We start from the raw sequence: 12,659 nt of genomic DNA, 5'->3' as shown, positions 1-12,659 counted from the left end.
CCGGGTGTTTCGCCCGCTCGGCGAACCCGCCGGTGGAGGTGGCGCGACCCGCCCCTCGAGCGCCCCCACGTGCCGCCGCGCGAGCGGGCGAAATGCCGGGGTCAGCGCGCGGCGCACCCGGGTGTTTCGCCCGCTCGGCGAACCGCTGCGCGGCCCGAGCATCGGCCGCGGGTGTCACGAGGCGCTCGTCGCGGTCGTCGTCGGGTCCGCCGGGGTGTAGGTGACGGTGAGCCGCTCGCCCTCACGCTCGACCGATGCCGGCCGGAACGACTCGGACATCGCATCGAGGGTCGCGGCCACGCGCTCGGCCGAGGCGACGTCACTGGTGTGCAGGACGGCGGTGCGGAACGGCTGGCCGGTCTCGCCCGTGAGCGGCGTGAACCGGTCGACGCGGACGTCCTGGTCGGCGAGCACCTGGCCGAGCGCGATCATCGCCCGCGAGTCGACCTGACCCGCGCGGAACTGCGACTTGGTGCCGTCGTCGGCCCGGAGCGCCGGGTTCGACGCCAGCTCGGTGCCCATGGTCTTCCGCAGGTCGCTGGCCCGGGTGATCGCGGTCTGCGCGGCCGTCGATCCCTCGGCGTGGATGCGTCGGACCTCGACCTGCTGGTCGCCGGAGCCGAAGGTCGCGACGGCCGTCGAGTTCTCGATCGCCTGGCGGACGTCGGACGACGAGTTGCCGCCGGTCCGCATGGAGTCCGTCGTGATGACGTAGTCCGAGTCCTTCCACCCGTTGGGCGACTGGCGCTCCACGGCTCCGTCGGTGTCGAGCTTGTAGTACCAGACCACGTTGTTCCGGGCGAAGCCGTCCTCGACGAGGTCGACCCACATGGCGTCGTCCACCAGCAGTCGGGAGGACTTCGGGACGTTGTCCCCGACCCACTGCTCGGCCTGCTGCATCGGCAGGTCGAGGTTGCCCAGGACGAAGCCGCGCAGCTGTGTTCCCCAGAGCGGCACCGCCACGACGAGTGCGACCGCGGTGGTGACGGCCCAGGTGATGCCGAGACCACGACGGGTCCCGGTGCCGAGGCGGGTACGGGTACGGACCCGACCGGCGATCGACAGGACGGCACGCTCGGCCGTGTACGCGACCAGCAGGGCGGCGAACGGGATGAGCATGATGACGTACGGCACCGGCAGGTACCCGTTCGGGCGGAACATCATCGCGAGCAGGAAGACGAGCATCGCGGCGATCGGACGGACCCGGCGCAGGAAGAGCCCCACGACCGCTGCAGCCGAGCCGAGCACGATGAACACCGGGTCGAGCGCCCACCACTGCGACGCGGCGGCGTTGGCCAGGCTGCCCGGGTCGAACAGCGAACCCGATGCCGAGCGCGAGCCGAGCTGGTAGGTGATGCCCTCGAACAGGCTGACCCGACCGCTGCTCGGCAACAACTCGCCCTTGACCGCGGCGAGCAGCAGGTACCCGCCGCCGATGATGACGAGGACGGCCCCGGCGACGCTCAGCGTGTACCGGCGGGTGCTCCTGTCGGCACGGCGGACCGCCATCCAGATGAGGAACGGCAGGGCGAGCAGGTACGTCTCCTTGGAGAGCACCGCGATGCCGAGGCACGCAGCTGCTCCGGCGAATCCGGCGAGCTGCTGGCGACGGCTGAGCACGAGGACGAACGCGGCGAGCAGCCACGGCGTCGCGACGTTGTCGATGTAGACCGTGCGGTGGTACTGCAGGGCGAGCGGCGACAGCGCGAAGACGAGACCGGCTGCGGCTGCGGTGGTCCGGCCGGCACCGAGGCGGCGGGCCAGGACGAACAGCAGGATGCTCGAGACGGCGGAGAAGAAGACCATCGCCTCGCGGCCGGCCTCGACGGCGAACGGGTAGCGCGCGAACGCTCCGGTCAGACCGGTGTAGCCAGCGATCTGGATCCAGCCGAGCGGCGGGTGGTCGTACCAGTAGGTGTAGTGCGTGATCTCGCCGAGGTGCATGATCGCCCAGGCCTGCGCGGTGTACGTGCCCTCGTCGTCGATCCGCTGCGGGGTGCCGGACATGTTCCAGGCCTGCACGATGACGGTGATCGCGACGACCGGCAGCAGCCAGGTCAGGCTCGCAGCGTGTCGGCGGAACCAGGCGCTGATGCCGGTGTGGTCCCCGGCGACGGCGCCGCGGATCGGGATGCCGGTGGTGTTGGTGATGCTGGCGCTCATCGGGTCCCTCCGGTGGTCGTGCCGGCGAGCTCACGTTCGGAAGCGGAACCGGCGGATGCGGATCCGGCGGATGCGGATCCGGCGGATGCGGAACCAGCGGCGGAGCCCGCCGCGGCCGACGAACCGTCCGTGACGCCGGCGTTGCTCAGGTCCGACGCGAAGCCGACGACCTCGGCCGGCTGCTCGGCGTTCCGGTGCTGGCCCGTGTGCTCCGTCTTCTCCCAGCCGTTCTGCCCCTTGGCGTGGCGGACGACGGCTCGGACGGCCGCTGCGGCGAGGAAGACCTGGTACGGCACGAGACCGAGCACGAGCTTCACGTAGTCCCGGAAGCGGACCTTCTCCTTGTAGATGCGACCGAACTCGTTGAGGCCCACGACCTCGACGGCCAGCAGCATGAGCGTCGGTGCCACCGGGATGAACGACACCAGCGCGATCGCCGTCGGCACCTTGACGAACAGGATCATCAGGACGCTCAGCGGGATGAGCAGACCGGTGGCCGCCTGGATGAACGGCATGGTCAGCATGTAGCGCGCGAAGAAGCGCTGGCGGAACGAGGGCAGCTTCTTCCACTCCCCCTTGCCGAGCACCTGCAGGAAGCCCTGGTTCCAGCGCGTCCGCTGCTTGAGCAGGGAGGCGAAGGTCGGCGGGGTCTCCTCGCGGGTGACGGCCTCGGGGCTGTAGGCGACCACGACCTTCGCGCCGTCGGCGGACAGACGGACGCCGAGTTCGCAGTCCTCGGCGAGGCAGTGCGCGTCCCAGCCGTTCGACCAGTCGAGGCGTTCCTTCGTCACGAAGACGGTGTTCCCGCCGAGCGGGATGAACTTCGAGCCGGCGTGGAAGTGCAGGCGCGAACGGAACCAGAAGTAGTACTCCAGGACGTTCCGGAGCGACCACCAGCTGGACCTGAAGTTCATCAGCTGCACGCCGCCCTGCACCACGTCGGCGCCGGTCTCCTGGAACCGCGAGTCCACCAGGGTCAGCAGGTGCGGGTAGACCTCGTCCTCGGCGTCGAACACGCCGACGACGTCACCGGTCGCGTACTGGAGCGCCAGGTTCATCGCCTTCGGCTTGTTCTTCGGCAGCGTGTCGTCGACGACCACGCGGATCAGCTCGGGGTGGCGCGCGGCGGCGGCGCGCACGACGGCGTCCGTCTCCGGGTCGTCCTCGCCGACGATCGCGATGATCTCGAAGTCCGGGTGGTCCTGCTTCGCGAGCATGTCGAGCGTCTGGCCCATGACCTCCTGCTCGTGCCGCCCGGGCACCAGCAGGGTGAAGCGGTGCGCGGCCGGGCGCGGGGTCTGGCTGAAGCTCGTCGACTTCAGTGCGTCCCGCGAGCGCCAGGCGTGCAGCATCCACCACAACGTGGTGAGCGCGACGATCGTCAGGAGCACGGAGATGGCGATGAGGGCGGAGTAGCCGATCCACTCGCCCAGCGACCATGCGGCCTGCTGGACGGCGCCGGAGCCTCCGGTCGGGACATCGGTGGTCCCACGGTTCGGGACGCTCGACGGAGCGGTCCCCTCGTTCGGCTGGAGCAGCGGCCCTGCGGCCGTCAGCAGCGTGGCGGAGATGGTCATGCGGCGAACCCCTTCGTGCGACGAGCATCGGTGGAACGGAAGACGAGGGCCTTGTACGCGGCGAACCGGAAGGCGGTTCCGAGCACGAGGCCGACGCCGTTGCCGGCGACGTTGTCGGCGAGGGTCGAGGTGAACCCGAGGACGTAGTGCGAGACGAACAGGCAGGCCGCGGCGATGCCGAGCCCGACCAGGTTCGTGGCAGCGAAGAGCAGCCCCTCGCGCACGGTCTCGCGGCGGCCGGTCTGGCGCTCGGCGCGGAACGTGATGAAGCGGTTGCCGATCCACGCCACGGCGGTCGACACGACGGCCGACACGATCTTCGCGGCGATGGGACCGTCGGGCATGACGGTGGCGCGCAGCAGGTTGTAGAGCCCCAGGTCGATGACGAAGCAGACGGCACCGATCGTGCCAAACGACGCGAGTTGCCTCGCGGTGGCGAGCAGGCGCCGGACCGTGCCGGGTCGCACGGTCGGCACCGTACCGGTGTCGGGTGACACCAGAACGGGGGTATCAGTTCGGGTCATGCCCCCGATTCGGGGGTAACGGGACTGCGGTTTGGGTGGGGTACAGGCTTACCCAGGCCTCTGCCAGTTCCACGACACGTGCTGTTCACACGGGGCACGCAGACGCGCCGTCAGGCGCGTTCCGCGGACTGGGACCGGCAGGATCACCGTACGTCGTGTAGTGGGCTGGGTCCACGACGGACGGGAGGCCCGTGGCGGCGTCGCCACGGGCCTCCCGTCCGATGGTGGGTCGCGTCTCAGGCGGGACGCTGCGCCGGGGACACGGTCTTGGCCGCGTCGCGCTCCGGGAGGTCACCCAGGGCATCGTCGATGGCTGCGAGCGCGTCGGCGTCGAGCGTGACGCCCGCTGCCTTGACGTTGTCCGTGACCTGCTCCGGACGCGAGGCACCGACGATGGCGCTGGCGACGTTGTCGTTCTGCAGCGTCCACGCGATCGCGAGCTGCGCGAGGGTGAGGCCGGCCTGGTCGGCGACGGGCTGCAGGCGCTGCACGGCCTCGAGGACCTCGTCGCGCATGAACCGCTTGATCATGTCCGCACCGCCCTTCTCGTCCGTGGCGCGCGAGCCCTCGGGCAGCGGCTGACCCGGCTTGTACTTGCCGGTCAGCACGCCCTGCGCGATGGGCGACCAGACGATCTGCGACAGGCCGAGCTGCTTCGAGGCGGGGACGACCTCACCCTCGATGACCCGCCACAGCATCGAGTACTGCGGCTGGTTCGAGATGAGCTGGAACCCGAGCTCCTTCGCGAGCGCGGCGCCGGCGCGGATCTGCTCGGCGTTCCACTCGCTGACCCCGATGTAGAGCGCCTTGCCCTGGCGGACGACGTCCGCGAAGGCCTGCATGGTCTCTTCGAGCGGCGTCTCGTGGTCGTACCGGTGCGCCTGGTAGAGGTCGACGTAGTCGGTCTGCAGGCGGGTCAGCGAGCCGTCGATCGACTCGAGGATGTGCTTGCGGGAGAGTCCGACGTCGTTGTGCTGCTTGGGGCCGGTGGGCCAGTAGACCTTGGTGAAGACCTCGAGACCCGCACGCCGCTCGCCCTTGAGTGCTTCGCCGAGGACGGTCTCGGCTGCGGTGTTGGCGTACGTGTCCGCGGTGTCGAAGGTGGTGATGCCGGCGTCGAGCGCTGCCCGCACGCACTGGGAGGCGACGTCGTTCTCGACCTGCGAGCCGTGCGTCAGCCAGTTGCCGTAGGTGATCTCGGAGATCTTGAGTCCGGAGTTGCCCAGGTACCTGAATTCCATGGCTCCGACGCTACTGGAGGCCGCCGACACCTGAGGGGCCCCGCGAGTGCCTGCCGGGCGCGGTCGCGCGCCCGGCGTGCGGGGCGGCGCGCGGGCGGCGTCCGGCGTCCGGGGCGGCGCGCGCATGCGGCCATCTCCGCGAGCGGGCGAAATGCCGGGGTGCCCGGCCGCGACACCCTGGCAATCCGCCCGCTCGCGTCATCGCCGGTCTGGTGGCCGCGGCACCCTCCCCGAGGGCCGACATCGTGACGCCCCCCGGTCACGACCGCTCCGCCGACCGGCGGCGGGCAGCGCGGCGGTTCGCGCCGGTGCCCCCCCCCCCCCGCGAGCGGGCGAAATGCCGCGGTCGCCACGCAGCAGGACCCTGGTGTTCCGCCCGCTCGGGCAGCGGCGCGACTCCTCCACAAGGGCACCAGCACCGCGGGCCGTCCACACAGGAGGCACGACCCACCTCAGCCGCGCCCGCTCGGCTGCACGATGTGGAGATGACCGCCAGACGCCGACTCCCGTTGGCGCTGCGGGACGCCTCGTTCCGCGTCCGTGACGCACTGCACCGAGGGGTGTCCCGCGGCCGCCTCGATGCGCGTGACCTCGTTCGCCCGTTCCACGGCATCCGCTCAGCGGTTCCGCCGCGAACGGTCGACGAACGCGCCCGAGCACTGGCTCCCCGACTCCGCCCCGACCAGGTGTTCAGCCACGTCACTGCCGCCGCGATCCTCGGTATCCCGCTCCCCCGCCGGTTCGAGGGCACACCACGGCTCCACGTCACGACGATCGGGGTCGACCAGGCGCTTCGAGTCCGTGGGGCCGTCGGACACCGCGCCCACCACGGCAGGGTCCGCGCGACCCGGAATCGGGGTGTGCGGCTGACCATCCCCGCGGACACCTTCGTCGCCCTCGGCACGATGTTGACGCTCGACGAACTGATCATCGCCGGTGACGCCCTCGTCGGGTGGCTCGGGTGGGCGACGGCCGACGAACTCGTCCAGGCAGTCAGTCGGCGGCGCGGACTCCGGGGCGTCGTCAAGCTCCGCCGCGCGCTCGCCGAGATCAGGCCCGGCTCACGTTCGCCGGGCGAGACCAGGGCCCGGCTGGCGCTCGTGCGCCGCGGACTCCCGGAGCCCGCCCTGAACCACGACGTGGTCGTGGACGGCAGATGGATCGCATGCGTTGACCTGGCCTACCCCGCTGCTCGGGTGGCGATCGAGTACGAGAGCGATCTGCACCGCACCGATCCGGCCACCTTCCGGAAGGACCTCACCCGTGGCGAGCGCTTGAAGGACGTCGATTGGTGGTTGGTCCGCGCCACCGCGGACGACGTCGGCCGCGGGATCGATCGCTTCGTGCAGCGCGTACGCCGCCTCCTGGACGTCGGGTACCGGGCCCCGCACGACCACCGCCTTGCGACACTTCGGTGAACAATGGTTGACGCTTCAACCAAAAGGGTGCACACTGGCGTAGTATCAGGTTGATGCAGGCGCATGGATCGCGTCGCACCACAGACTCTCGTTCGGAAGAAGGACCACCATGACGCTCACCGCCACGACCATCCCCGGCTACCAGACCGGCACCTGGAAGATCGACCCCACCCACTCCGAGGTCACCTTCTCGGTCCGCCACCTCGCCATCAGCAAGGTCAAGGGCAAGTTCGAGACCTTCGACGCCACCGTCGTCACCGCCGAGAACCCCCTCGAGTCGACCGTCGAGGCGAACATCGACGTCGCGTCGATCAACACCGGCCAGGAGCAGCGCGACCAGCACCTCAAGACGAGCGACTTCTTCCTCACCGAAGAGCACCCGCAGCTCACCTTCCGCTCGACGGGCATCGAGGCCAAGGGCGACGACCTGCACATCGCCGGCGACCTGACGCTGCGTGGCGTCACCAAGCCGGTCGTCCTCAAGGCCGAGCTCGGTGGCTTCACGACCGACGGCTACGGCCAGGTCAAGTTCGGCGCCGAGGCGACCACCAAGATCGACCGCACCGAGTTCGGTGTGAACTGGAACGCAGCGCTCGAGGCCGGCGGCTTCACGCTCGGCAACGACGTGACGATCAACCTCGACGTCCAGTTCGTCCTCCAGGCGGCCTGAGTCCCCTCGGCCTCGTTGCCTGACTGAGGGCACCGAACAGCACGACCCGAACCCGAGACACACGCCCCGGCTCCCCACGGAGTCGGGGCGTTCGTCGTCCCCACCGCGTCCCACCGCGAACGGGCGAAATACCCGCCTTCGTTCGAGCTCAGCCCGGGCATTTCGCCCGCTCGCCCAGTCGTCGCCGGTCAGCGCTCATGTCGGGTGCAGCGCGCACGTCGGGTGCAGCGCGCACGTCGGGTACCGGGCGCTCTCCCTCGCGTGAGCGGGCGCAAACGCCCGGTGGGCACGGGCACGACGCCGGCATTTCGCCCGCTCGGCAGCAGGCACGGGCACGACGCCGGCATTTCGCCCGCTCGGCAGCAGGCGAGCGGGCGACGCCCCGTGCGCGCGACGCCCGGGAGCCGGCGGCGGCGTAGCGTTGGGCAGCGGGAACGGGTACGCCCCGCACGCGCGGGAATCCGCACCGAGCCCCAGGAGTTAGCACACCACGCACGACGCGACACGCACCGCGCACCACGCACCACAAACACGCACCCGCGACAGCACACACGCACACGCACCCGCGACAGCACACACGCACCAAGCACCGCACGCCAGCCCGACGAACAGGAGCACCACCATGGCCACCGACTGGATCGCGATGCAGGCCCTCGCGGCAGCCGAGTTCGGCCGCCGCGTCGCCGCCGTGACGGACTGGGACGCCGCCACGCCCGACTCCGAGTGGACCACCCGTGACCTCGTCACCCACGTGGTCGACGAGCAGCGATGGATCCCGAAGCTCCTCACCGGATGCGACTACGCGCAGGCCGAAGCCGACCTCGAGGCCATCGGCGACGACCTCGTGTCCGAGTGGCAGCGCTTCGCGACCGCCGCGACCGATGCCTGGCGGAACGCCCCGCAGGACACTCCCGTGCACCTCAGCACCGATGTCGTGCCGGCTGGCCAGTACCTCACCGAGCAGACCAGCGACATCACGATCCACACGTGGGACCTGGCGCGGGCGACCGGCACGGACGAGTCGCTGCCGGACGAGCTCGTGCAGGCGGTGTGGGAGTACTTCGAGCCGCAGATCGAGGACCTCGCCGCCACCGGTCTGTACGCCGCCCCGGTCGACGTCGACGAGGACGCCCCGCTCCAGGTCCGCCTGCTCGCCGTCACAGGCCGCGATGCCAAGGTGAGCGCATGACCAACGCAGCACCGAGCAACGCAGCACCGAGCAACGCAGCACCCGCGGAGACCACCCGCCTCGGCGCCTCTGGCCTCGAGATCAGCACCGTGGTCCTCGGCATGATGTCCTACGGCGCCCCCGACCGCGGCTCGCACGCGTGGAGCGTCGGCATCGACGAGGCCCGCCCCTTCGTGCGTCGCGCGTTCGACGCCGGCATCACCACCTTCGACACGGCGAACGTGTACTCCGACGGCTCGAGCGAGGAGATCACGGGCACGCTCCTCAAGGAGCTCGCTCCGCGCGAGGACGTCCAGGTCTTCACGAAGGTCTTCAACCGGATGCGTCCGGGTCGGAACGGCGCCGGGCTGTCCCGCGCCGCGATCATGCACGAGATCGACGCCTCGCTGACCCGGCTCGGCACGGACTACGTCGACCTGTACCAGATCCATCGTTTCGACCCGGTCACGCCGGTCGAGGAGACGATGGAGGCCCTGCACGACGTCGTGAAGGCCGGCAAGGCCCGGTACCTCGGCGCGAGCAGCATGTGGACGTGGCAGTTCGCGCAGATGCAGCACGCCGCCGAGCTGCACGGTTGGACGAAGTTCGTCGCCATGCAGGACCAGTACAACCTGCTCGAGCGCGAGGAGGAGCGCGAGATGCACCCGTTCGCGCACGCGACCGGCGTGGGCGTGATCCCGTGGAGCCCGCTCGCCCGCGGCAAGGTCACCCGCCCGTGGGACGCCGACGGCTCCGGGTCGCGCGCGAGCACCGACGAGTTCGGCAAGACGCTCTACCGGCAGGACGAGGACGCGAACCGCGCGATCGTGGGAGCCGTCGAGTCCATCGCGCGCGACCGCGGCGTGAGCATGGCGCAGATCGCGCTGGCGTGGGTCGCGGGCAAGCCCGCGGTGAGCGCGCCGATCGTCGGTGCGACGAAGGAGCACCACATCGACGACGCGGTCGCGGCCGCCGCGATCACGCTGACCGACGACGAGGTGACGCGACTCGAGTCCGCGTACACGCCCCGGGTGCCGTCCGGTTTCTGACGCCCCCACCAGGCGGACGGGAGGCCCGTGACCAGCTGGTCACGGGCCTCCCGTCCGTCTCCGGTCACGTCCACGACACGTGACACGCCGTCGTGTCAGGCGACGGCGCCGCGCTCGCGCTCGAGGCGCGCGATGCGCACGAGCGCAGCGCGCTCGGTGCCCGTCTGGTTGCCGAGCACGCCGCCGATGCCGTCGAGCACGAGTCCGGTCGCCCGGCCGACGGGCAGTTCGACGGGTCCGATCGCGGGTGCTCGCAGGCCGAGCATCGACCGGTGGCGGGGGTCGAGCGTCGAGACGGCGCCCTGGAACAGGGCCTGGTAGCCGGGTCGCAGCATGAGCGCGAGCGGTGGGTTCTTGATGAACTTCACGACGTCGCGGGTGCGCGCGGTGACGGCGAGCTCGCCGCGGTCGAGGTACCCGTCCATCTGGGCGCGGAGCTCCGCCTCGGACTCGGGGGCGTCCTCGACGCGCATGAGCCGGCCGGCGGTCGCCCACTCGCGGACGTAGGCGTCGGCACCGCCGGGGATCGGGCCGCCCCAGCGCTGCGCGGCCCGGAGGAACGCGTCGGTGAAGGCGAGGTGCACCCAGCGGGCCAGGTCGGGGTCGTTCGCCGCGTAGTCGCGTGCGATGCCGTGGCCGTCGACGTACTGGCCGCGCACCCGCTCGTGCAGGCGCAGCACCCACTCGCTCGCACCGCGGGCGGTCGCGGTGTCGCCGTGCGAGACCGTGTAGATCCACCGGATGGTGCCGGCGAGTCGGCCGAACGGGTCCTCGCGGTAGCGGGAGTGGTCGGCGACTCCGGCGAGGGCACCCGGGTGCAGCGCCTGGACGAGGAGCGCGCGGACGCCGGCGACGATCGTCTGCTTGCCGCCGTGCACCGCCCACGTCGCGGAGCCCGGGCCGAAGAAGCCCGCGTCGGTCCCGTCCTCGAGTTCGTCGATCCACTCCGGCTTGCTCGTCGCCCCACCGGTGAACGTGTCGTTGAGGCGGGAGCGGAAGGCATCGGAGACGGAGGGCATGGCGTCATCGTCCGTCCGTCCCCTGGGAGCGCGCCCGGCGTCGTGCACCCCGGTCGTGGCCGACGTCTCCCAGCGGGCGCGGGGGCGGCCCGCTAGGTTGGGACGCGTGAGCATCGACACGCCTCGTCCCTGGCTTGCCTCGTACGCCCCGGGGGTCCCGCACGACATCGAAGAACAGCACGGTTCCCTGATCGACCTGGTCGAGGAATCGGCACGACGGTTCCCGGGCAAGGTCGCGCTCGAGTTCTTCAAGCGGACCACCAGCTACGCGGACCTGCAGGAGCAGGTCCTCCGCGCGGCGAACGGCCTCCGCAAGCTCGGCGTCGGTGCCGGCGACCGGGTGGCGATCGTGCTGCCGAACTGCCCGCAGCACATCGTGGCGTTCTACGCGGTCCTGCGCCTCGGCGCGATCGTGGTCGAGCACAACCCGCTGTACACACCGCGCGAGCTCCGCCACCAGTTCGAGGACCACGGCGCCAAGGTCGCGATCGCCTGGGACAAGTCCGTCGCGACACTGCAGGACTTCCCGGCCGACGTGAAGGTCGACGCGATCGTGTCGGTCGACCTGACCCGCGCGATGCCCCGCAGCACCCGGCTCGCCCTGGCGCTGCCGGTGGCGAAGGCCCGCGAGTCCCGCGCGAAGCTCACCACCGCGGTGCGCGGCACGACCAAGTGGGACGACCTGGTCGGCACCCGCAAGCTGTCGAAGCGGCACCCGCGGCCGTCCACCGACGACATCGCCCTGATCCAGTACACGTCCGGGACGACCGGCACGCCGAAGGGCGCCGTCCTGACGCACCGGAACCTGCTGGCCAACGCCGCGCAGGCCCGCGCCTGGGTGCCGCAGATCCGACGCGGTGACAACGTCGTGTACGCGGTGCTGCCGATGTTCCACGCCTACGGCCTGACGCTGTGCCTGACCTTCGCGATGAGCATGGCCTCGCGGCTCGTGCTGTTCCCGACGTTCGACCCGGCACTCGTGCTCACCGCGATCAAGAAGCACCCGCCGACGTTCCTGCCGGCCGTCCCGCCGATCTACGCGCGGCTGCAGCACGCGGCCGACTCGGCGAAGGTGTCGCTCGAGGGCATCGAGATCGGCATCTCGGGCGCCATGCCGCTGTCGCAGGACATCGTCGAACCGTGGGAAGCGCGGACCGGCGGGTACCTGGTCGAGGGCTACGGGCTGTCCGAGTGCTCCCCCGTGCTGATGGCGAACCCGGTGTCCCCGGAGCGCCGCCTCGGGTCGATCGGTCTGCCGTTGTCCTCCACCGAGGCCCGCGTGGTCGACCCCGACGACGGCACGGTGCTCGGCGTCGACGAGCCCGGCGAACTGCAGGTCCGTGGCCCGCAGGTGTTCCGCGGCTACTGGGGCAAGGCCGAGGCCACCGACGAGGTCTTCACGCCCGACGGCTGGTTCCGCACCGGTGACATCGTGGCGATCGGCGCGGACGGCTACGTCCGGATCGTCGACCGCCTCAAGGAGCTCATCATCACGGGTGGCTTCAACGTGTCGCCGTCCGAGGTCGAGGACGCCCTGCTGAAGCACCCGAGCGTCAAGGAGGTCGCGGTCGTCGGCATCACGCAGGGCGGCAACGAGCAGGTCGTGGCCGCCGTCGTGCCGAAGGACCCGTCGTCGTTCGACGCCGCGGCCCTCCGGACGTGGGCGCGCGAGCAGCTGGCGGCGTACAAGGTGCCACGCCGTGTCGTCGTGGTCGAGGACCTGCCGCGCTCGATGATCGGCAAGGTGCTGCGGCGGAAGGTGCGGGACCAGATCCTCGCCGACGACTGACGCGCGTCGGCGACCGCCGCGACCCGACGTGCGGCAGCGAC

General features: G+C 70.9%; 10 protein-coding genes. 5 read left to right on the top strand and 5 right to left on the bottom strand.

All coding sequences use genetic code 11. The annotated features are described in order from the left end of the window. Positions 1 to 174: 174 nt before the first annotated feature. From ACXKZB_RS06105 to ACXKZB_RS06090, 4 genes are all read right to left on the bottom strand, one after another. Entirely contained in the window at positions 175 to 2,163 is a 1,989-nt protein-coding gene (locus tag ACXKZB_RS06105) for an ArnT family glycosyltransferase (protein WP_488825182.1), read from the bottom strand. Beyond that, positions 2,160 to 3,740, bottom strand: a complete 1,581-nt coding sequence (locus ACXKZB_RS06100) for a glycosyltransferase (RefSeq protein ID WP_488825181.1) — start codon at positions 3,738 to 3,740, stop codon at positions 2,160 to 2,162. The genes ACXKZB_RS06105 and ACXKZB_RS06100 overlap by 4 nt, the downstream gene beginning before the upstream one ends. Then, the gene (locus ACXKZB_RS06095; protein WP_488825179.1) at positions 3,737 to 4,207 is read right to left on the bottom strand and encodes a GtrA family protein; all 471 of its coding nucleotides are present in this window, start codon (positions 4,205 to 4,207) and stop codon (positions 3,737 to 3,739) included. Before ACXKZB_RS06095 ends, ACXKZB_RS06100 begins: the two co-directional genes overlap by 4 nt. Before the next feature lie 293 nt (positions 4,208 to 4,500). Continuing rightward, a complete protein-coding gene (locus ACXKZB_RS06090) occupies positions 4,501 to 5,505 on the bottom strand; it encodes an aldo/keto reductase family protein (RefSeq protein WP_488825178.1) in 1,005 nt (334 codons plus the stop codon). 485 nt (positions 5,506 to 5,990) lie between these two features. Here ACXKZB_RS06090 and ACXKZB_RS06085 point away from each other — a divergent pair, with 485 nt between their 5' ends. The 4 genes from ACXKZB_RS06085 to ACXKZB_RS06070 all read left to right on the top strand — a co-directional run bounded on the left by ACXKZB_RS06085 (position 5,991) and on the right by ACXKZB_RS06070 (position 9,810). Beyond that, complete coding sequence (locus ACXKZB_RS06085; protein WP_488825177.1) at positions 5,991 to 6,923, top strand: hypothetical protein; 933 nt, start codon at positions 5,991 to 5,993, stop codon at positions 6,921 to 6,923. Between the two features lie 109 nt (positions 6,924 to 7,032). Continuing rightward, on the top strand, positions 7,033 to 7,593 hold the full coding sequence (locus tag ACXKZB_RS06080; protein ID WP_354030912.1) for a YceI family protein: 561 nt from the start codon (positions 7,033 to 7,035) through the stop codon (positions 7,591 to 7,593). Positions 7,594 to 8,215: 622 nt separating this feature from the next. Next, a complete protein-coding gene (locus ACXKZB_RS06075) occupies positions 8,216 to 8,782 on the top strand; it encodes a TIGR03086 family metal-binding protein (RefSeq protein WP_123313401.1) in 567 nt (188 codons plus the stop codon). Next, positions 8,779 to 9,810 (top strand): aldo/keto reductase, encoded by a 1,032-nt coding sequence (locus ACXKZB_RS06070; protein WP_488825175.1) that lies wholly within the window; start codon positions 8,779 to 8,781, stop codon positions 9,808 to 9,810. Before ACXKZB_RS06075 ends, ACXKZB_RS06070 begins: the two co-directional genes overlap by 4 nt. Before the next feature lie 95 nt (positions 9,811 to 9,905). Here ACXKZB_RS06070 and ACXKZB_RS06065 read toward each other — a convergent pair whose 3' ends face one another. Beyond that, positions 9,906 to 10,829, bottom strand: a complete 924-nt coding sequence (locus tag ACXKZB_RS06065; RefSeq protein WP_123673206.1) for an oxygenase MpaB family protein — start codon at positions 10,827 to 10,829, stop codon at positions 9,906 to 9,908. 106 nt (positions 10,830 to 10,935) lie between these two features. Here ACXKZB_RS06065 and ACXKZB_RS06060 point away from each other — a divergent pair, with 106 nt between their 5' ends. After that, positions 10,936 to 12,618, top strand: a complete 1,683-nt coding sequence (locus tag ACXKZB_RS06060) for a long-chain-fatty-acid--CoA ligase (RefSeq protein WP_488825174.1) — start codon at positions 10,936 to 10,938, stop codon at positions 12,616 to 12,618. Positions 12,619 to 12,659: the final 41 nt, after the last annotated feature.

Source organism: Curtobacterium sp. ABR8 (genome assembly GCF_057812125.1).
This window is presented reverse-complemented; position numbering and strand designations above follow the sequence as displayed.